Annotated in this window: 20 protein-coding genes; 5 read left to right on the plus strand and 15 right to left on the minus strand. The window is 59.1% G+C overall.

All coding sequences use genetic code 11. From position 1 onward, the window contains the following. Positions 1-40: 40 nt before the first annotated feature. Genes J5J06_00190 through J5J06_00200 form a run of 3 tightly spaced genes read left to right on the plus strand, consistent with a single transcriptional unit; the run spans position 41 to position 3,382 of the window. On the plus strand, positions 41-1,276 hold the full coding sequence (locus J5J06_00190) for a glycosyltransferase family 4 protein (protein ID MCO6435490.1): 1,236 nt from the start codon (positions 41-43) through the stop codon (positions 1,274-1,276). After that, positions 1,276-2,409 carry a hypothetical protein gene (locus tag J5J06_00195; GenBank protein ID MCO6435491.1) on the plus strand — a complete coding sequence of 378 codons (1,134 nt, stop codon included), beginning with the start codon at positions 1,276-1,278 and terminating at the stop codon, positions 2,407-2,409. Before J5J06_00190 ends, J5J06_00195 begins: the two co-directional genes overlap by 1 nt. After that, positions 2,399-3,382 (plus strand): glycosidase, encoded by a 984-nt coding sequence (locus tag J5J06_00200; protein MCO6435492.1) that lies wholly within the window; start codon positions 2,399-2,401, stop codon positions 3,380-3,382. Before J5J06_00195 ends, J5J06_00200 begins: the two co-directional genes overlap by 11 nt. 279 nt (positions 3,383-3,661) lie before the next feature. Here the strand turns inward: J5J06_00200 and J5J06_00205 are convergent, their stop codons facing one another. From J5J06_00205 to J5J06_00255, 11 genes are all read right to left on the minus strand, one after another. Then, on the minus strand, positions 3,662-3,865 hold the full coding sequence (locus J5J06_00205) for a hypothetical protein (GenBank protein MCO6435493.1): 204 nt from the start codon (positions 3,863-3,865) through the stop codon (positions 3,662-3,664). A gap of 46 nt (positions 3,866-3,911) precedes the next feature. Then, the gene (locus J5J06_00210; protein ID MCO6435494.1) at positions 3,912-4,124 is read right to left on the minus strand and encodes a hypothetical protein; all 213 of its coding nucleotides are present in this window, start codon (positions 4,122-4,124) and stop codon (positions 3,912-3,914) included. 68 nt (positions 4,125-4,192) lie between these two features. Further along, positions 4,193-5,449, minus strand: a complete 1,257-nt coding sequence (locus J5J06_00215; protein MCO6435495.1) for a DEAD/DEAH box helicase — start codon at positions 5,447-5,449, stop codon at positions 4,193-4,195. 495 nt (positions 5,450-5,944) lie between these two features. After that, positions 5,945-6,742, minus strand: a complete 798-nt coding sequence (locus tag J5J06_00220) for a DUF502 domain-containing protein (protein ID MCO6435496.1) — start codon at positions 6,740-6,742, stop codon at positions 5,945-5,947. A gap of 188 nt (positions 6,743-6,930) precedes the next feature. Next, on the minus strand, positions 6,931-7,983 hold the full coding sequence (locus J5J06_00225; protein MCO6435497.1) for a hypothetical protein: 1,053 nt from the start codon (positions 7,981-7,983) through the stop codon (positions 6,931-6,933). Positions 7,984-8,103: 120 nt separating this feature from the next. Further along, positions 8,104-9,069, minus strand: a complete 966-nt coding sequence (gene floA, locus J5J06_00230; GenBank protein ID MCO6435498.1) for a flotillin-like protein FloA — start codon at positions 9,067-9,069, stop codon at positions 8,104-8,106. Continuing rightward, positions 9,053-10,582 carry a B12-binding domain-containing radical SAM protein gene (locus J5J06_00235; GenBank protein MCO6435499.1) on the minus strand — a complete coding sequence of 510 codons (1,530 nt, stop codon included), beginning with the start codon at positions 10,580-10,582 and terminating at the stop codon, positions 9,053-9,055. Before J5J06_00235 ends, floA begins: the two co-directional genes overlap by 17 nt. A 226-nt stretch (positions 10,583-10,808) precedes the next feature. Next, positions 10,809-11,297 (minus strand): hypothetical protein, encoded by a 489-nt coding sequence (locus J5J06_00240; GenBank protein MCO6435500.1) that lies wholly within the window; start codon positions 11,295-11,297, stop codon positions 10,809-10,811. A gap of 63 nt (positions 11,298-11,360) precedes the next feature. Further along, entirely contained in the window at positions 11,361-12,311 is a 951-nt protein-coding gene (locus J5J06_00245) for a fatty acid desaturase (protein ID MCO6435501.1), read from the minus strand. A gap of 13 nt (positions 12,312-12,324) precedes the next feature. Further along, positions 12,325-14,247: a radical SAM protein gene (locus tag J5J06_00250; GenBank protein ID MCO6435502.1), complete on the minus strand. Its 1,923-nt coding sequence runs from the start codon at positions 14,245-14,247 to the stop codon at positions 12,325-12,327. 424 nt (positions 14,248-14,671) lie between these two features. Continuing rightward, positions 14,672-15,076, minus strand: coding sequence for a DUF2294 family protein (locus tag J5J06_00255; GenBank protein MCO6435503.1), 405 nt, complete (start codon positions 15,074-15,076; stop codon positions 14,672-14,674). Between the two features lie 373 nt (positions 15,077-15,449). Between J5J06_00255 and J5J06_00260 the strand changes: the two genes are divergently transcribed. Continuing rightward, entirely contained in the window at positions 15,450-15,830 is a 381-nt protein-coding gene (locus J5J06_00260; protein MCO6435504.1) for a DUF2294 domain-containing protein, read from the plus strand. A gap of 355 nt (positions 15,831-16,185) precedes the next feature. Here J5J06_00260 and J5J06_00265 read toward each other — a convergent pair whose 3' ends face one another. The 4 genes from J5J06_00265 to J5J06_00280 form a co-directional block, all read right to left on the minus strand. Beyond that, positions 16,186-16,614, minus strand: coding sequence for a hypothetical protein (locus J5J06_00265; GenBank protein ID MCO6435505.1), 429 nt, complete (start codon positions 16,612-16,614; stop codon positions 16,186-16,188). 6 nt (positions 16,615-16,620) lie between these two features. Further along, entirely contained in the window at positions 16,621-16,845 is a 225-nt protein-coding gene (locus tag J5J06_00270) for a hypothetical protein (protein MCO6435506.1), read from the minus strand. Positions 16,846-16,944: 99 nt separating this feature from the next. Beyond that, positions 16,945-17,229 (minus strand): RNA-binding protein, encoded by a 285-nt coding sequence (locus tag J5J06_00275; GenBank protein MCO6435507.1) that lies wholly within the window; start codon positions 17,227-17,229, stop codon positions 16,945-16,947. Positions 17,230-18,032: 803 nt separating this feature from the next. Beyond that, positions 18,033-18,230 (minus strand): hypothetical protein, encoded by a 198-nt coding sequence (locus J5J06_00280; protein ID MCO6435508.1) that lies wholly within the window; start codon positions 18,228-18,230, stop codon positions 18,033-18,035. Positions 18,231-18,507: 277 nt separating this feature from the next. Here J5J06_00280 and J5J06_00285 point away from each other — a divergent pair, with 277 nt between their 5' ends. Beyond that, entirely contained in the window at positions 18,508-18,906 is a 399-nt protein-coding gene (locus J5J06_00285; GenBank protein MCO6435509.1) for a hypothetical protein, read from the plus strand. The last annotated feature ends 46 nt before the right edge of the window (positions 18,907-18,952 follow it).

Raw genomic sequence — 18,952 nt, forward strand, 5'->3', positions numbered from 1 at the left:
AACCGGGCGAGCGAGAATTGTGAGCTTAGGAGGTGACATTTTGCACCAAGTGCGACCGCTCTTCATTTCCACCTATCCGCCGGAAGAGTGCGGCCTGGCCACGTTCACCAGGGATTCCGCCGATGCGGTGGACTTGGCCGCTGGGAAGCCGGTGTGCTCGTTGGCCGCAATTCAGAAGACGCGCCCGCGAGACCACGACGGTACGCGTGTGGTCCACATTATCGAGAACGCCGACCGCGACGCCTACCGTGTGGCCGCGCAGGTGGCGAATGACGGGCCCTACGACGTGATCAGTCTGCAGCACGAGTTTGGACTGTATCCCGGCGAGTGGGGCGACCGAGTATTGGACTTCTTTCTAGCTTGCCGCAAGCCGATTGTCACCACGTTTCACACACTGATGACTGCCCCGGACCCTTCGCCACGGCGCATCATCCAGAACATCGCCGCCCTCAGCCGAGGCATCGTGGTCATGACGAAAATCGCCGCGACGCTACTCGCTACGGTCTACGAAGTACCGGTGACGGGCGTGCGCGTGATCCCGCATGGGGTGCCGCGAGTTGCTTGGCTGGACGCCAGTGAATGCAAGACTCGGCTGGAACTGGCGGGTCGGCGAGTTATTTGCACATTCGGCCTCATCAATCGAGGCAAGGGGCTGGAGCACATGATCGAGGCCATGCCCCGAATCGTGTCCGCGTATCCTGACGCCTTGTACTTGATCGTCGGGGTGACGCATCCACAGATCAAGCGGCAAGAAGGAGAGACCTACCGGGAATCTCTCTCGCGGATGGCGGAAGGGCTGGGCATTGGCGCCCACGTCCGTTTCGTCAACAGGTTTCTGAGCTTGCCCGATCTCCTCCAATACCTGCAAGCCTGCGACGTGTACACCACTCCTTATGCGGGAAAGGATCAGATTGCCAGTGGCACGCTGGCGTATGCCATGGCCGCCGGCCGGCCGATTGTGAGCACTCCCTACCTCTACGCCGAGGAGGTGTTGGCAGAGGGGCGGGGTTTGCTCGTGCCTTTTGCGCATAGCGCCGCTCTTGCCGATGCGACGCTTCGATTCCTCAATGACGACGTGTTGCGGGAGGAGACTCGCCGCAGGGCCTACAAATACGCAAGACCGATGCGCTGGCCGCATGTGGGCAGGGCGTACTCAAAGGTCTTCAGCGAAACCGTGTCCTCCGGAAAGGCGAAACGGAACGAAGGTTACCCCGCCATGTCGGCAACCTCAGCGGACAAGGCGATACCCGATGCGTTACTTCATGGAGGCGTGTGATGGATGGCTCCGACCGGATTGTGCTGGATCATCTGGACCGCATGACGGACTCAACCGGACTGCTCCAGCACGCCATCTACGCTGTCCCACGGCGCGAGAGTGGCTACACGACCGATGATAATTCTCGGGCGCTGCGGCTTTGCACTCGTCTGTGGTGCCGACGCCCAGAGGACCGCATGTTGAGTCGAGTGAACGCATACCTTAGCCTCTTGGAGTATGCTCGCCGTCCCGGCGGCGGATTTCATAATCTTCTCAGCTACCAACGCCATTGGCTGGATACGGATGGCGACGGCGATTGCCAGGGTCAGGCCGTTCGCGCTCTGGCGGAACTGGTCGGGAGCAATCTGCCGGATGATCACCGCACGTTGGCCCGGGAGTTGATCGAGGCGGTTCTGCCTACGCTCGCGGGTTTGCGGAGTCTGCGTGCACAAGCATATGTAATCCTGGCCTGGGGGCATCTATTTGCGGGCGGGGCAGGCAATGTCGCATCGCTCGAATGCGTGGCCAGGTCCGCAGCTCAGCGGTTAATCGATTGCTTTCATCGTTCCCAACGACCGAACTGGCCGTGGTTCGAGTCCCGAATGACTTATGCGAATGCCGTGCTGCCTCACGCCCTGTTCCTTGCGGCACAATGTTGGCCGAAGGAAGAGTTTCTCGATGTAGCAGTCACGTCGTTTGACTTCCTCGATCGCGAAACGACGAACGGGGATATCTTCTGGCCCGTGGGAAATGACGGCTGGTATCCGCATGGAGAAGAGAAGGCTCCATACGATCAACAGCCGGTGGAAGCCGGTACCATGGCCGATGCCGCGTTCGCCGCGTTCAGCATGCTCAGGGATGAAACATATCTGGACAGCTTCTGTCGGGCGCGAGATTGGTTTCATGGCCGGAACAGCCGAGGTCAGCCGCTGGCTGACACCCGAACTGGCTCATGCCGTGACGGTTTGCAGCGTTCCGGCGTGAATCGGAACCAGGGGGCCGAATCGACGCTCGCTTACTTGTGGACGGAAACACGCAACGCAGAAGTTCACGACTCGCTGCGTGAGACACCCGGTCCATCTGGAGAACGGGCCTCCTCGGAAGAGATTCATACAGAAGTCAATGTTACCCAAGGAAATAAGAATGCACTGTGAATCGAAAACGCCCAGTTTATACAAAGAGTTGTTTCATCGCCATCCCGGGAATCCAATCCTCACAGCTCGCGATTGGCCCTACCCGGCCCACACGGTGTTTAACGCGGGCGCCTGTCAGATCGGCGATGAAACGATCCTGCTCGTGCGCGTTGAGGACCGCCGAGGCCACTCTCACTTGTCCGTCTGTCGGAGCAATGACGGAGTGTCGAACTGGCAAATCGACTCCAAACCAAGCTTCGCTGCGGATCCCAAGAGCTATTCGGAAGAGGCGTGGGGAGTGGAAGACCCCCGCCTGACTTGGGTTGAGGAACGCGATGAGTGGATCATCGCCTACACGGCCTACTCGCCGAGCGGACCGCTGGTGTGCTTGGCGCGAACGAAGGACTTCACCTCATTCTCCCGGCTCGGCCCGGTCATGCCACCGGAGGACAAAGATGCCGCCATCTTCCCCCGCCGCTTCGGGGATCGCTATGCGATGATTCATCGGCCGGTCTCCGCTGGCAGTTCGGGCGCGCACATGTGGCTTTCTTTCTCGGCCGACTTGATTCATTGGGGTGACCACCACATTCTCCTACACGCACGGTGTGGTGCATGGTGGGACGCCAACAAGATTGGTTTGAGTCCTCCTCCTTTGGAGACTCCGGAGGGCTGGCTGATCCTCTACCACGGGGTGCGCGCCACGGCCGGCGGATGTCTTTATCGGCTGGGACTGGCGTTGCTCGACCTTGAGGACCCCTGCCGCGTTCTTCGGCGCAGCGACGAGTGGATCTTTGCGCCCGAGGCGCCCTATGAACGCCACGGTGATGTGGGCGACGTGGTTTTTCCCTGTGGTTGGATTCGTGATATTAGCAGCGGTTCGATTCGTCTTTATTATGGAGGTGCCGATACGTGCGTGGCATTGGCCACGGCCAAGCTCTTCGACTTGCTTGACTATTTACGACAATGCCCCCGACCCCAAAGCAGCGCGAGTTGATCCTGCATCCAGATCGTGCTCAAGCGAGGTGAATCCGGCCGTGTACGAATCCGCGGACAGGCGGCGATTCGAGCAACTTGATGACCGAAACGTCACCGACGCCGGAGCTACGCAGCGCGAACGGTCCGTCATCGCCCTGGCTGAATAAACGGGATGTCCGAGGGTTGTTTGGTCCACAAGAAGATCCCAGTGCCCGGCTTTGTGCCCTTTGGTCGATCGCTAAAGCCAAGGACATGCGTCCATGTGTTCGCGGCGGCGCTCATTCAAAATGATCGGCTTCTATTCCGGCATGATGGCCCCGAGAATCAGTTCGCCCGGAAGCTCCTCGACTTCGTCCCACAGGAGATCGAGCCCGAGCATCTGCTCGGCGAAGTAATCGATGGGAATCGGTAAGCTTAACGGTTTGGCGCCGCAACCATCGACGAAGCGTATCAGCGTCTCGGGGAGCTTTCGAACGGAATCGCCGCGTGAGCGATTGCCCATCGCGCTGCAGGAGAGTCACGGCTCATTCGCTTGTACCGACCCTGCTTCAGTCGATGTGCGTGCGGTAGCCAAGTCCTTCGAGCACACGCTGAATCTCCACACGCGCATCCCAGGAATGGTAGCCCCAAGCCCGAGTGATTTCGTTGAAGGGCGGCCGAGCCAGCTCGTCCGAATCGCCAACCTCCAGTTCGGCAATGACGGCTCGCCCTCGGGCCGTGAGATCAAGCTCTGCGACGGGTGTGTTGAGACCAGATCGCAACCGCCTCGTCTCTTCCAGGTGCGCACGGAGGGCCTCAAACGTCAGTGAACAATTGCGCCGCCGCGGGATCAGCCGTGGGCTGTTTGCGGTGCGGCCCTTTTTTGCGGTGACCGCTTGGGGCGTGGGCGGCGACGGCGGGGTTGGATGGCTTTGGGATTGGCCACGCGAATCAGTCTCGATCCGTCAATGCCGTTCCGAGGCAAATCAACCGCCCGCCGAAGCGGCTCACAGATCAGCCGCTCGATCGCCTGAAGGTCCCCGTGATCCTCCGATGTGCAGAACGACAACGCGATGCCAGCCGCTCCCGCCCGGCCCGCCCGGCCAATGCGATGCACGTACGTCTCAGGGGTAGGCGTCAGGTCGTAGTTGATGACCCGGGAGATGTTATCGACATCCAGACCACGGGCCGCGATGTCGGTTGCCACGAGCACCGGCGTCCGTCCAGCTCGGAATTCGGCCAGCGCACGCGTGCGCGCCCCCTGGCTCTTGTTGCCGTGCAACGCCGCGGCTGGCACACCGGTCCTGACGAGTTGCCTGACCACCTTGTCGGCCCCGTACTTGGTTCGCGTAAAGACCAGAGTTCGCGTGTCCCGCTTTTCCGCTAATAGGCGAAGCAACAGACCCGGCTTTTCAGGCTTCTCCACGTGATAAACCCAATGGGCCACCGATGGAGCGGGCGATGATTCGCGCTCTACCTGCAGCACAACTGCGTCTTGGAGAATGTCACCTGCGAGCTTGCGGATTGGGGGCGGCATGGTCGCCGAGAAGAGCAGCGTCTGGCGCTGACGAGGTATATGGGCGAGAATCCGGCGCAGGTCCGGCAGGAAGCCCATGTCGAGCATGCGGTCGGCTTCATCCAAAACAAGAATCTCGGTCTCCGCGACACTGGCCAGGCCTTGCCCCATGAGGTCAAGCAAACGCCCGGGCGTAGCGGTCAAAATGTCAACCCCGGCACGTATTGCGCGCGCTTGTGGACCCTGGTTCACTCCACCGAAAACTACGGCCCGCTGAACGCCGGCGTGCCGGCCGTAGACACCAAAACTGTCGTGAATCTGCTGTGCCAGCTCGCGCGTCGGGCACAGCACCAGGACGCGGATGCGGCCCGGCGGCGCTGTCGTCCTTACTGCGCGCTCGCTCAATCGTTGGAGGATGGGCAATGCGTAAGCCGCCGTCTTGCCGGTGCCCGTCTGGGCACAGCCGAGTACGTCGCGGCCGGCAAGGATGGGCGGAATAGCGAGGGCCTGGATAGGCGTTGGATGTACGTAACGCGCAGTGCGCACGGCACGCAGGAGCGGCTCACCGAGCCGCAGATCTTCAAACTGCATTAGCTGATACTCTCAAGAACCCCAAGCGAAGATGTGTCGAACGCGCGTCGCGTCTACTGAAGCCACCGATGCCTGGCTGTGCTCCGATGGCTGCTTTTCCACGGGAAGCGAGTAGAGTATAAGGCCCGGATTCTGCGTTGTCAATCGGGCGCAGGAATAGGAACAGATTCGGCTCGGTGGTATCGGCATCACTATAAATTTCGCACGGGATTATCAGGCCATTCGTCTCCACGGCCCCAAGAGCACGCCCGAGCCGGTCATGCTGCGCCAAGACCATGCGGGTCTGAGCCATTCGGTGGATCATTTCTTGCGCCTGGAAATGTAGACGAGCGCGAGGATACCTGCCATTGCGGTGCACAAAGTCACCGCAACTATCGTTTCGGATATTTCCGCAATCATCATTCGTTCCTCCTCATGCTCGCAAGTACCCGGGCGGCGTCATTCGCATTCGTTTGAGCTAGCCCGTTGAATTGTAATACGGTAGCGTCCTGAGTCTCACCTCTTCGCAAGGCCTGGCGCCGTACCGTCCAACACCGTGGCCGGAGTCCGACTCACCGGGTAGACACGGTCGAATGGGATCTTGGCCGGACAGAGTATACCGCCCGACATTAACACTTTAACCGCTTCTTCCACCGTCCAGCCCGTTTCCGATACTTCCTCAAGTGGGAGGATCTGCATATACCCGGTCGTGGGATTGGGTGTGGTGGAGATAAATACCGTAGCCATCTTCCGTCCGGTGTCCGTGTCCTCGGCCACCGACGTGAGGAATCCGATACATTTCATTCCCGGTCGAGGGAACTCAACCAGCACGACCTTCTGGAACTGCATTGAGTCGCTTCCGCCGGCCAACGCACCAATGATGCGCTTCGTTGATCCGTAGACCGTCTTGACCAGAGGCAGACTTTCAAACAGACGTTCAAGAAGCAGAACAATGCGCCGACCCAGCACGTTTGCGGTTAGCAGACCCAGCAGGTACAACGAGAAAAGTGTCAGCAGAACTGCGACCACCGGCACAGCCCAATCCACATAGGTGGGTAGGTCTTCCGCCTGACTCCCCATCGATCGGGCGACCCATTGGATGCCGTGCTCGATGATCGGCTGAGTGGCCGACCGCATCGTATCAAATATGAACTTGATGACGATCCATGTCACCCACAGGGGAATGACGGTGGCCAAACCCGCAAAAATGCGAGTACGGAGCAGAGCGCGCATCGCCGTCCATAGCCGGCGATGCTGCGAACCGCGCTCAGGCGCAGTGGGCGGTGTTTGCCGAGAATCGTCTGTCAAGACCATCGCGGCCTTCCCTTCAAGAATTCTGGAGCTGAGACAGCCACTTCATCCAGGGATTGGGAATCACGCCCTCCTCGAGGAGTCTCCTGAAGCTCCTACTGTGGCATTTGGATCGGTGTCATCCCGGCCGACAAGTCTGACCGGATGTTCAGCGCTTCGACCTCGGATCACGTAGCCCTGCCTGGGAACCGTCATTTCTCGACGGTTCCACTTTCGTTACGCTCGTTCGAAGCTTGTTCACTATCGATCTCGCGCATTTCCATGCGGATACGATTCAGGCCAGCGTCTATGCCATCTAGGAATCGATCGATCTGGCCTTTCGCTCCCAGGGGTGGAACGGACCATTCTGCCAACAGATCAGCCAGCTCCAAGACGATGCCCGTGAACCACTCCCCATCGCAGGCGCGAATCTTCTGGATCGCCCGAAGGTATCCGATCTCCGCTTCGCGAAATTCCTCGGCGGTATCCGGAACCGCACATGCCACTCGATGAAACTCACGGACCGCGGCAGCGTGGGTTCTGACCTCAGCGGTAATGGCCCGTTCGCGCTCGAGCAGCTTCTTCGTCGTAAGCTGGTATTGCAGGCGTTCGTCAGCAGCATTGATGACGTCGCGACGAATATCTTCCAACCCGGGCTCGTCGAGTAGACCCGGGTGGGCGGCATGAATTGCCGCGAGTCGGCGCATCGTGCGCGCCAGGTCCCGTTCATTCCCTTTGCGGGATGCCACGACCGCCCGCTCTGCCAGCGCCACGATTTCGTCCGCAAGCTGCCTGATGTGGAGCTGGAGCCTCTCGACACGTTGCGCGTATTCCTCGATAACGGGGGCTGGAATCACCTCCGGGCTTCGTTGTTGGAGGGCTCGCATCTTGGCGAAGGTAATCCGGGTCTCTTTTTCGTTGCCACGCTCCAGTGATGTAGAGAGAGTTAGAACCAGCCGGTTGAAATTCACTAGATCCGGCTCAGGCGTCGTCCTGGGAACCGTCTCTGGCAGACTCGGCGTCCGATCTTGTCGGGGCTCTGATGGTGTCGGCGCGGCCCCTTGATCCTGAGATTCCTGCTCGAGTTCGGCTCGGCGTTTCTGTAGTTCGGCCTGGATCATGCTCTGAAGCGTCGGGTCATCGTGGACGTCCGTATCAGCCAGCGCACGTACGCCGACCTGTTCCAGCGAAGCAGAATCCCGAGCCTCGCGCCGAATCGCATTGCTCCAACGTTGGAAGACGACGTCGCGCTGCTTTGTGTTCATGCTCGCCTCCTGTTCATTCTCCGACATCGGCGAGAGTCAGGGATCGGATCCCCCACGCGGTTGTCAATCGCACCGCCACTTGGCGTAACCACAGCGAAAACGCCGACAGTGATGCGAACATCAGTTGCCCATTATGCCGAGATTTCCTGAACGGAAGGCTTCGGACAAGGCCCAGGGCACTTCGGCTTCGGCGAGGACAATCTTTGCACGGTTCTCTTCGACCTTGGCCGTGTTCTCTGCCACCTTGGCAAACGCCATGGCGCGGCGCTTTTCGGCTTCGGCCTGGAAGCGGCGCATGTCGGCTTCGGCTTGGTCGACCTGGAGTTTGGCCCCGATATTCTCGCCGACATCCACGTCAGCGATGTCAATCGACAGAATCTCGTACGCCGTTCCTGAGTCGAGCCCCTTGCTTAGGACGGCCTTGCTGATTCGATTGGGGTTCTCAAGCACGGCCTTGTAGGTACCGGAGGATCCAATCGCGCTGACGATGCCCTCGCCGACGCGGGCGATGATCGTTTCCTCCGTGGCGCCGCCGATAAGCTGGTTGAGGTTTGTGCGGACCGTAACGCGAGCCTTGGCCTTGAGTTGGATTCCGTCCATCGCCACAGCGTCTATGGATTGTCTTCCCCGCCCCGGATTAGGGACGTCAATCACCTTCGGATTCACACTGGTGTTGATGGCGTCCTTTATATCCCGACCGGCCAAATCGATAGCGCACGCCTTGTTCCAGTCCAAGGCCAGAACAGCCCGGTTGGCGGCAATCATGGCACGGGTGACGTTGCTTAAGCGTCCGCCAGCAAGGTAGTGGCTTTCCAGGTCGTTAACCGACACGTCGTCGATGCCCGATTTGACGAGCTGAATCTTGGCGAACACGACGGCGGTCATCTCGACTTTGCGCAGATGCATGCCGATCAGGTCGGTCATTCTCACGCCGGCGTTGCTCATATAGGCCTGCAGCCACAGGCGGAAGAACTGCGCGACAACGACAAAGACGGCCAGAATGATCACGCCGCCAATGCCGGCGAAAATCCACCAACCGGGCCAAATCGAAGACTGGGCCAAACCGATTCTAATGTGCAAGCTCATGACCCACTTTCTCACGCGTGTGCGCATGCGACCATAGCGGTGGTGGCTTGCCGCACTGCACCTGTGTGTCCTTCCGATTCTCCTTATCCCGGCATTGCTCGAAAGCATCAGTGTGAGCAGCTTGGTTGACCCGATGGCCGCCTTGCAGCAGACCCTGAGATGCCATGAAGGCAATCTGACTCCCAGGACTCAAATTGAGGTTGCTTCGATAGGAAAGATTGGCGACTAGTGCGATCAGAGGGCTCCGCCAGTGGCGCACGCAGCGCCACGCCCGGCGCAAGATGCGTCCTACGGAATAGAACGTCCCGTCGCAGACTTCCATCTCCTTCACGATTTCAAGACACGAGAGATGCTGGTAACGACCAACGGGAAACGTCAGCGTGTAATACTTCCAGTCCTCCGGAAAGCTATTTGCGACAAGACGGCGCTGTGATTCCATTTCGTCCCACAGCCGCGTGCCGGGCAGGGGTGTCAGAAACAGCGTGTTTAGCGTGTCTACGCCATAGCCCATGGCCGCGCCTGCAATTCGTCTGCCGATCCCCGGCTCATCCGTGTCCAAGCCCATGATGAATGAGCCGGCCACCAGGATTTTGTGGCGCTGGATTCGACGAACGGAGGCGGCAAAATCGCGGCCGTTCGTAATGTTGAACTTCTTTCCGACCTCCTTCAGTCCTTCCGCAGTCGGGGATTCAAAGCCGATGAATACGCCGACACAGCCGGCTTTGGCGGCCAACGTCAGCAATTCCTCGTCGTCAGCCATATTGATCGTCACCTGGGCGATCCAGCGCTTACGAAGTCTCGCGCGAATCATCGCATTGAATAGGTCCTTTGCACGGGCAACATGGCGGTGGCTCGTGCCGATCAGATTGTCGTCTACGACAAGAACCAGATTCTCCGGAATCCCGCCGAATTCCCGAACCACTTCATCGATAGGCCGCTGCCGATAGCGAAATCCATTGAAAGCCGTCACGCTGCAGAAACTGCAATTCAGCGGACATCCCCGCGTCGTCTGAATGGCCCCGAACGCATAATCGCCGGACAACAGGTCGTTCCGGGCCGGCGGGATCCGGTTCATATCTGCATGGGAACCCTCGTATTGGCGCTGCAAGGCACTGCGCTGTGCGTCGGCCAGTACCCGGCTCCACACGTGCTCTGCCTCGCCTGTTACCACAGAGTCTACGCGCTCTGTGGCTTCCTGGGTCCGCATCGTGGCATGAATGCCGCCCATTACGACTGGCACATCGCGGCTGCGGAAGTCAGCCGCCACTTCGTACGCACGGTTCGCCTGGGACGTGAATGCGGTGACTCCCACGAGGTCCGGTCGCGGCAATTTTGCGTAGTCGGGCACGCGCACATTCTCGTCGATGATGGTAATGTCCCATTCCGGCGGGGTCAGCGCCGCCAGAGTGGCGAGCCCCAGCGGCTTCCACACGCGGTAACGGTTCCAGCGACTCTCTTTCACGCGCGTCAGGCACACCAAGGGGTTGCGTGGATTGATCAGATAGAGGCGCATGCCTGCATTCCTTTAACATACCGCGGACTTCATTCGACGTACGGCAATTCGCCCACGAGAGCTGTCTTATTGCCCCGCAAAGGCTTGAGGGCAGCCCAAGATAGGCCATCGACCGTCTCCGAACATGCATCTCCGATCCGATCGTGGTTTTCGCCGGTCCGGGCGTAGGGTCGGACAGTGGCCTTATGCATGCCAACGCCTCGGACGAGTGTTCCCTTCCACACTCTCATCCGGATCCACCTACTTCTTGGGCAAAGGAATGCTGGAGCAAAGCCATCTCCTTTTGTCCATGTTCCTTCAGTTTGATAAGATAGTCCTCCAGTTCTGCGCACACGCATGCGAATGCTGTCTCTTCGTCTGGAGAGACATATTCAAGTCTTAGAATAATCGCCTCAAAACTCTCCTGAAGCTCTCTGCGATTGGCCCGCAGCGTGCTTACCTCGCTGGCCAGGCGTGGAGCCGCCTCTATGATCGACTTCATGTACCCTCCATGGTCGGCAAGAACTCGTGTGCGCGTGAGGTGGCGCTCAAAGGACCTCGCGGCAAAGCGCAGTGTTGAGAGTTTGTGGTTGTTACCTCGATCGCGCGTCATCCACTGGAGCGCGGTCCTGAGCGATTGCTCAACGCCCAGCAGGATCGCCAGCTCGGTTTCGAGCTGTCGCGCAATCTCATTCGCATCGTTGGTGTCGGGGTCCATGGACTTGTCGTCTGTCATCCGGATCTCCTATTCTCCAAGAAGGCCGAGGTCTCTGGTTGTGCCTCTCGTGTGCTGGTGAAATCACGCCGGTGGTGGGTGCGGGGCGCCGTCATTCGCCGCGAGTCGGCAGCACGCCGGTACCCGTACGGCGCGGGCTAATCCTAGCAGCTCCATAGCCCGGATGGTCAAATAGCTCATGTCAAGCTGCCACCATTTTAGTCCATGCCTTGCCGAATATGGAAAGGAATGGTGGTTATTGTGCCAGCCTTCTCCGAAGGCCAAAACGCCAAAGAGAAAGTTGTTCCGGCTCTGGTCGCCCCGATCAAAAGGTCGGCTTCCCCAAAGATGGCAAACCGAGTTGATGCTCCATGTGACGTGGTGACCAATGAAGATGCGCACCAAGCCTCCCCAGAGAAACCCCAAAAACGCACCAGACCACGTGCCCGTGAAAGCCCCACCGAGCGCGGTCGGAATGAGAAGGCCGAGGAGCACCCACGCCCCGAAAAAGCGGCTTGTGGTACGGATCAGGCTATCGGAGTAGAGATCGCGCACATAGCGCTTGAGGTTTGGGTAGTCACGCTTGAAGATCCACCCGACGTGCGCGTGCCCAAAACCCCTGAGAATCCCGATTACACCGCCGCCATAGTGGTGTGGGGAATGCGGATCTTCAGGTTCATCACTGTGCTGATGGTGTCGACGGTGGACAGCGACCCATTTCAGCACCGGCCCCTGGACCGCCATGGAGCCGAATACGGCCAGCAGGAACTTGACCGGTCGGACTGCCTCGAAGGATCGATGGGCGAACAACCGGTGGTAGCCGACAGTGACGCCCAATCCAGCTACGGTATACATACCGGTCAAGAGCGCCAGCTCTGTCCATGTGACGCCCCATCCCCAGAAGCCGTACACAGCGACCACCAAACCCAAGAAGGGAACCACGACGCCTACCGCCGCGGCGAAACGCTGCGTGGCCGGTTGGGTAGCCGTGGAATTCGCCCCGCCGTCCGCAATCACGTTGCTTGTTGTCCTCATGGTTAACAGTGCCTCAGTTAATTATGGCTGTTGTCCACGCCGAAGGCGGATTGAGTTGAGTCAGGACCGGCAATGGCGTGCTCGCCTCGCTATCCACCGGGCCGGCCGGGCATTCGGCCCTTGTCCCTCTTGTCGCCGGAGTGACCGGGATCGCGTGGCTCGCGCCAGACCCATCGACGGCACGCATTGGAATGCTGTTGACAGGTACCGCCGTTTTCCTTCGAATCTTTCCGAAACGCAGTCGTAGGGCCCAGCCAAACGTCTTACGGGCAGTTTGCGCGAGGCCCCACATTCCGAGGACCTGCCAGATGGCGTCGGCAAAATGCAGCCGGGTGACGGGGCGAACGAGCGACCGGAGCAGGCGCATCGGGTTGTAGAAGTACGCGTACGCCAGAAGAATGTTGATCTGCTTCCGCCAAGGTCGCCGGTGCCGCGACGCAACGACATAGTTGCCCCCGAGCATATACTCCTCAACGCGGCGCCCGCCGACGCTTTCGAACGCCATTCCCGACGTGTAATTCCCGACGTACGACTGCGACCCCGTGGCGGGGACCAGCATCAAGACTTGCATGCTGACCGAGCCGGCCTTTCGCAGCAGACGTACCTGGTTCAGCAGGCCATACGGCTTGGGTCCGAAGCTGATCAGCGGTTGTTCATCGTGATGCATCATCATTGGCATGGGATGAATGCTGTTCTCCTTGAGCAACCTAAATGCCTCGCTCGTCTTGTCCACGCTTTGGCCCTTCTTGATCAGCGTTGCGGTCATGTCCTCAACGCCCACCCAGAGGCTTTGCGCGCCAGCTTTCCGAACCAGCGGGAGGTGTTCTTGAATTTTCAGCGTATCGTGCACCGTCGCTTCTGTAGCCCATCGAAATCGGCCTCTACGACGACGGTTGCTCCTGCGAACCTGGGCAAGTGTTTCGACGATCTCGAGCGTGCGTCGTTCGCAATTGAAGAAGTTGTCATCTGCGCCAAAGAAAAATCGCAGGCCGAACTCGCTTTGGATGCGGGTCATCTCGTCGGCGATGCGCTCGCCGCTCTTGACACGGTGTTGTCGCTGGTTATACGCCGGAATCGGACAATACGGACAAGCGAACTTGCACCCGAACGTCATCACCAGCGATCCGATTGGACTATACCTTCGAACCTGATCCGCGGAGAGTGCACGCGGGCTCAGCGTGGCCGCCCGACTTGGCGGCTCGAGCAAACGGTAGCCGAGCGCAGCATGAGGCAATTCGTCAAGATCTCCAACAAGCCGCTGAATCCCCGTGTCGATCAACTCCGTGGCGACGTTACCGCCGTCGGATCGCGCGTAAACAAGCCCTGGTATTGTGTCCAATGCGCCGCTGTCGCGGGCACGTAGAAAGGTCGCGCGGATGGATTCTCTTCCGCTGCGAACGGTCAGGAGAGTCTCAATAAGGTTCAGGAGTACATATTCTTCGCCCGTCACAGCGACATCCGTACTCCACGGATCCTTCGGATCCGTACCGAAAACATCCCAAGGTTCGTAAATCACTTTCGGCCCGCCGGCGATGATGAGCGGGCGGTGTTCGGAAGCGATCTGGCAGGCATCCCGGATCAGCCCTTTGCACGCGGCGGTGTGCAGCTGCATGCTCGACACCATGAAGATGTCCGGAATCCCCCCATCAACGCGCATTTGTGACGGCCGGAATTTCCGGTTCCATTGCTGCAACACGATGCGGGTTTTCTCAAACCCAACGTCTGCCATCGCAGCGCCGATCGCTCGAACGCCCGCCGGTGCCATCCGTATGTCGGCATAGATAAATGGCAGCATGCGGGTGCGGTGGTCGAATGCACAAGCGACGACACTGGTAAGATCATGATCGCGGGCGATTCGCCGTATGCGTCTGCGCAAACTCAGCAGCGCGCCTGGCGCCAAGAGTTCATCACCTCTTGTGCGACGTGGTAGTTCCATGTCTAACCACTCCTGGGAGTCGCTCGGTGGAGTCTCAGTTTTGCACCCGCGCCGGTCATTCGAACGTGAAGTCTTAATTCGGCCATGGCTTCCGACACGGCCGTATCAAGGAGGAGAACGTTCTTGCCTTCATGGATGAACGTGGTGTCATCCGGCCTCGAGCGGTCCGGGCGCAGTCGCCACCCACCCGTTTCTTGCGTGAACCTGAATGCTCGGTCACCGCCGACCTTCCTGTTGGCCAGTTTCTTTGACAAGCGATCCAATGCAGCCTTCGTTACCGTTAACATCTTTCACCATTGATCCGCACAAGGTCGGATCCCTTCGGAGAACAGCCTTTGCAACGATGGCGCTTTGTGATCGGGACGTCGGCCATGTCTTGCTCCAGCTATCGTGAGACGGTTCATTTGGCGTAACGGGTATTCGCCTATTGCTTTCCCGCGGCTTCCGGTCCTGAGCTGGTTCCGCTCCAAGTCTCCCCCGGCACAGCCTGAGCGAGTGCGAAGAGCTGAACCATGGCTCCGGTTGCTGTTTCGACTTCCGCGGTAGCCGCAAGCACCTCGACTCCGAGAATGCCTCGGATCTCTTTTCGCAGGGATTGGGATGCCATACTGAACAGCTGCTGATGAAACTCACGAAGCCGAGCGGCACCTTCCGGACTCTTGGCCAACGCTCTCTCGGCGCGTGAAAGCGCATCGTGAAGCGTGATGACGACCGTATCGTGGCTCATGACCACGGTGATTGCACCAGGCCGCAAGCCCGTCGTTCGCCATTCAAAGTCAATGGCGGCGTGTGCGATCTGTTGAGCTCTTGTCGGAGTGGAAGAGAGCATCAGGTTTCTGTCGCCGACCCGTCTTGCTTCCGTTGTCAAAAAAAACCGACGCGGTAGAACACGCACAAGCGTGCTCAACCACGTCGGTTTACTTTTCGATCGGCCACCCGCTACTGCCGGGCCGCCCCTCATCAAGTCATCCGAACACTGCGCTCGGGCCCGACGTTCCAAACATCGCGACTCCGCTCACATCTCTATTATACGCCATTGGTCCGGTGGCGGTAGTCAGATTCCGGAAAGAATCGTAGAATTTCGGCCGACGGACGGCGTTCTTGAGGTCAGGACGGCGAAGTTGGTGGTTGCCGCGCTCGTTGGGGATACGTCCGGGCCGACGGCAACGAAATTGCCACTTGAAGACAATTTCGAGGTCACGATGAAAACGCAGGGAGAAATTGAGGCCGCGATTTGCGAGGGCATCAAGCGCTTCGAACTGGAGTTTATGGGCCGTGGCCCTAAAGACATCCGTTCGCACCTGATTGACGACCTCGTTGTTGTCCGACTTCAGGGCGTTCTTACTGCGGCCGAACAGCAACTGGTCCAGACGCTTCCAACCGACAAGGGCCGAGACCTGCTTAAGCAAGTACGAGTTCAACTAATCGAAACCGCCCGCCCGGTGCTGGAATCCATGGTTCAGGAGATTACAGGGGTTGAGATCGTGAGCCTGCACCACGACATCAGTACTTTGACCGGCGAAGAAGTGGTTGTCTTCACGTTGGCTCAATCGCCACTCGTCCGTGAGAAGAAGAGACGGTAGTGGGTTCTTGAAGCATGCGCTCGATCGTCTCCGATGGTGAGAATCTCACGCAGGCTTCAATCGGTTCTTCCTGCAATTGAACCGAAAACGCGGGAGTGTCCGTCCTGCTCCATCGACCAAGTCATTGCGCATTCAATTCGGCCCACTACGTGCCGCCGGACCGTCAGCCTCTTCAGTCCGCCCGACTTGGCCCTCCTCAACGGGTGGTTTCGATTCGCCCGGAACACGGTTCTGTCGCCGCTCTCGTTTCCGTGCCGCCTTCTCGGCCTTCTTTTGATCGCGATGTCTCTTTTGTTGTTCGCGCTGGATTTTCAGGACCGATGGTCTTTGCTTAGCCATTAGCTCTCCACGGTGCTTAGGATGCTGCCTGCGAATCGCAGGCCTTCGTTTCCTTTTCTCCAAACGCGCTTTGTAACTGGGACCCCTCGGTGCCATTGCGCCAGATCGGCATCGATTCGATCTGCCCACGAATGACTTCGAGCGTCGTGTCGTCGCGATCGTTGAATTCCTGCAACGATATCATCGCGCGCAGCTCTTCATCCGGAACAGGCCATCCGTACGTCTCTCGCTTACCATGAATGTGGCGGTCGCATTGGTCAAAGAGCACAAACGCTCGCTGCCAGCCGAATAAATGGCACATCGCTCCAGAAAGATCCCATGCGACTGCCATTGCATTATCGTATGCAACGTGCTCGCCGTTTACATCCACAGCCTCGGCGTTACGGCACCAAGCACCGGGACTTGCGAACAGCGTCAGTAACTGTTCCTTTTCGTCGTGCATCATGGCAGACTACTCGCCTTCTGCCGCCGGCCGAATCGCAAGCTGATCCCCCTCAACGTCGAGGGCGTGGTCGGCAAGCAAGTCGGAGACCTGCGAGTCCGGCAGCAATACGACTCGGCCGCCGTGGTCGAGTGTCGCGTCATCCTCCCGCACCCGATCCGGTTGAAGGGAGATCCCATTCCCGTCGTACACGAGGCGGATTGCGACATCCGATGGCGCTCCCTGCTGCGCCAACAATCCCTCGAGGCTGGCACAATCAGCATGCGCAACGGCTTGAAGTGTACCCCCCGATCCATGAATAGTCCTTTGGTGGCCCAACAAGGTCGCGACTAATTACCAACGTTTTCCACGATCTTGACTACCGGCCTCCACACGTGGTCTAGCCTCGTTCACCTTGATCGTACGGCCACCGAAGTCCTTGCCGTCCAACGCGGAAATCGCCGCTACGGCTTCCGCGTCGGATTTCATCTCCACGAATCCGAACCCCTTGCTCTGGCCAGTGTAGCGATCCGTGATCACGGTCACGCTATCAACGGTACCGTGGTCAGCAAAGAGCTGCTCCAAGTCCGGGGTGCTTACGCTGTAGCCGAGATTTCCTACGTAGAGTTTCTTACCCATCGTTCATCTCCTCGAGAGATCTGCAAACCCGCATCACCACCGGGATCAACCGCGCTGATTCAACTTGGTTGCCTTCGCTTCAACGCCCATACTAAGCGTTGAGACAACTGGGAGTGCTTCGACCGCCATTTGTTGCTGTCCGGAAACGGACAAGACTTGGCTCTGCGCGTTAGAATACTGGTAAAACGGGATGCGGGAACTCTCTCAATTCCGTGTGGCGGTTGCCGCACGAGACCCGTCAGGCGGTGATTTCGGCGAACAGTAACGCACTGCTCCAACGACCGCCCGGTCATCATCCGAGCCTCAGTGACCAGTCCTTATCGGGAGAGCACGCCCGCCGAGGCGAGCAGAATCTCAGGAAGTGGAACAATCAACGAAGATCGCTAACACCGGAAGCATATGCTATTCGGTTTGTGCTGCCAAGAGCGATTCCAGGATTCTCTCCAATTCTGAGAATCCTGGCCGATGCGGTGGAGCCGTCCGAAACGCTGCTCGAGCCGATTGAGGTCCCAGGGTAGGTCGTAAGCGCAAGGACAGCGCGATCTACCGTTTGAGACCGCCTTTTGACACGGAAATGCGCCGAGAGGAACCCAATACCGAGGATTCTCGCGGATCACTATGGTCCGAAGAGCAGACTGGTTCAATGCTTCGACCGGTCCATTCCGGCGCCGAATTCGACCGATCGGGCGACCAGTACCGGTCCGACTGTCGGACTCAAGCAGGACCAAGGAACAGGGCAAGATATCAGGCCAGCCGTGGTGCTTCTGCGACGCCCTGGATAGAAAACATCGCCCCCGAAGATCTCACAGAGGACGCGCGTACGCTTTCGCTTTTCGTCCGCCCTGCCCGTTGGCCACGAACATCGCGGCCGTATCGTTCATCGCGCGCCGCGTGGACAACGCCAAGGCGGCTGTCGCCACCGGCGTCCCGTACCCGATGAGTACCCGATAGAATTGGTCTTCGATGGTGCCCGATGGTCTCGACGGGTCTGGAGTGGTCATTCAAAACCCGCTTTGCTTTCGCAAAATCCGCGATTCTGGCGCAGGAACGCTGCTTTTCGGCCAGGGGGAAACGGAATTCGATTCCCCCCGCCTCCAATTCGCAAGTCTTTTTATTTAAAATAGTTACGAATTTGGAATTGTAAAAGTGCGGAAAAAGTGCGGAGTTGACATCTGAAACGCCCACAATTCACAGGCCGCTTTAGTCGGTAGGCGGCCCCTGGCCAATACGCTGCTGGCACTTTTCGCGGGGACCGACCCCGCGGCTAGGAGCGGCGATATGGCCTGCATTTCTCATCACAAGATCAAGGGGTATCGGGTCCACTGGCGGTTCACGGTCAAGGCCGGGCCGCGCGCCGGCGAGGCGGTCCGCGGAAGCCTTCTTCTCGGCCGTTGCTGCAAGGCCGCGGCGAAAGCCCACCTCCGCATGGTCGAGGCTTGGGAAGCCTCGGTCAAGACCGGCGAGCAGATCGCCGACGCGGCCTGGAAAGTGGTCCGAGAGGCGTGGCTTCGCGAGCGGGAACTCGTCTACACCGAGCAAACCCTGGCGCGCGCCAAACGGGTCATCGGCACGCACGAACGCTGGGGCCCGAAACCGCAACCCTTGGCCCCGCGGCCACGGTGGTTCGAGATTATTCTCGCAAATCTGACGTTCCCGGCACGTAGTCCACGCATCTAGGACAAGGCTGAACAACGGCCGACACGAGTGCCCTGCGTGCGTACGC

The organism is Phycisphaerae bacterium (assembly GCA_024102815.1).
In the GTDB taxonomy this organism is placed as follows: domain Bacteria; phylum Planctomycetota; class Phycisphaerae; order UBA1845; family UBA1845; genus JAGFJJ01.

Excerpts from the sequence above, each read along its gene's own strand:
- J5J06_00195 (MCO6435491.1), top strand. The coding sequence starts at position 1,276 with ATGGATGGCTCCGACCGGATTGTGCTGGATCATCTGGACCGCATGACG.
- J5J06_00200 (MCO6435492.1), top strand. The coding sequence starts at position 2,399 with ATGCACTGTGAATCGAAAACGCCCAGTTTATACAAAGAGTTGTTTCAT.
- J5J06_00205 (MCO6435493.1), bottom strand. The coding sequence starts at position 3,865 with ATGGGCAATCGCTCACGCGGCGATTCCGTTCGAAAGCTCCCCGAGACG.
- J5J06_00215 (MCO6435495.1), bottom strand. The coding sequence starts at position 5,449 with ATGCAGTTTGAAGATCTGCGGCTCGGTGAGCCGCTCCTGCGTGCCGTG.
- J5J06_00220 (MCO6435496.1), bottom strand. The coding sequence starts at position 6,742 with ATGGTCTTGACAGACGATTCTCGGCAAACACCGCCCACTGCGCCTGAG.
- J5J06_00225 (MCO6435497.1), bottom strand. The coding sequence starts at position 7,983 with ATGAACACAAAGCAGCGCGACGTCGTCTTCCAACGTTGGAGCAATGCG.
- floA (MCO6435498.1), bottom strand. The coding sequence starts at position 9,069 with ATGAGCTTGCACATTAGAATCGGTTTGGCCCAGTCTTCGATTTGGCCC.
- J5J06_00235 (MCO6435499.1), bottom strand. The coding sequence starts at position 10,582 with ATGCGCCTCTATCTGATCAATCCACGCAACCCCTTGGTGTGCCTGACG.
- J5J06_00240 (MCO6435500.1), bottom strand. The coding sequence starts at position 11,297 with ATGACAGACGACAAGTCCATGGACCCCGACACCAACGATGCGAATGAG.
- J5J06_00245 (MCO6435501.1), bottom strand. The coding sequence starts at position 12,311 with ATGAGGACAACAAGCAACGTGATTGCGGACGGCGGGGCGAATTCCACG.
- J5J06_00250 (MCO6435502.1), bottom strand. The coding sequence starts at position 14,247 with ATGGAACTACCACGTCGCACAAGAGGTGATGAACTCTTGGCGCCAGGC.
- J5J06_00255 (MCO6435503.1), bottom strand. The coding sequence starts at position 15,076 with ATGCTCTCTTCCACTCCGACAAGAGCTCAACAGATCGCACACGCCGCC.
- J5J06_00260 (MCO6435504.1), top strand. The coding sequence starts at position 15,450 with ATGAAAACGCAGGGAGAAATTGAGGCCGCGATTTGCGAGGGCATCAAG.
- J5J06_00265 (MCO6435505.1), bottom strand. The coding sequence starts at position 16,614 with ATGATGCACGACGAAAAGGAACAGTTACTGACGCTGTTCGCAAGTCCC.
- J5J06_00275 (MCO6435507.1), bottom strand. The coding sequence starts at position 17,229 with ATGGGTAAGAAACTCTACGTAGGAAATCTCGGCTACAGCGTAAGCACC.
- J5J06_00280 (MCO6435508.1), bottom strand. The coding sequence starts at position 18,230 with ATGACCACTCCAGACCCGTCGAGACCATCGGGCACCATCGAAGACCAA.
- J5J06_00285 (MCO6435509.1), top strand. The coding sequence starts at position 18,508 with ATGGCCTGCATTTCTCATCACAAGATCAAGGGGTATCGGGTCCACTGG.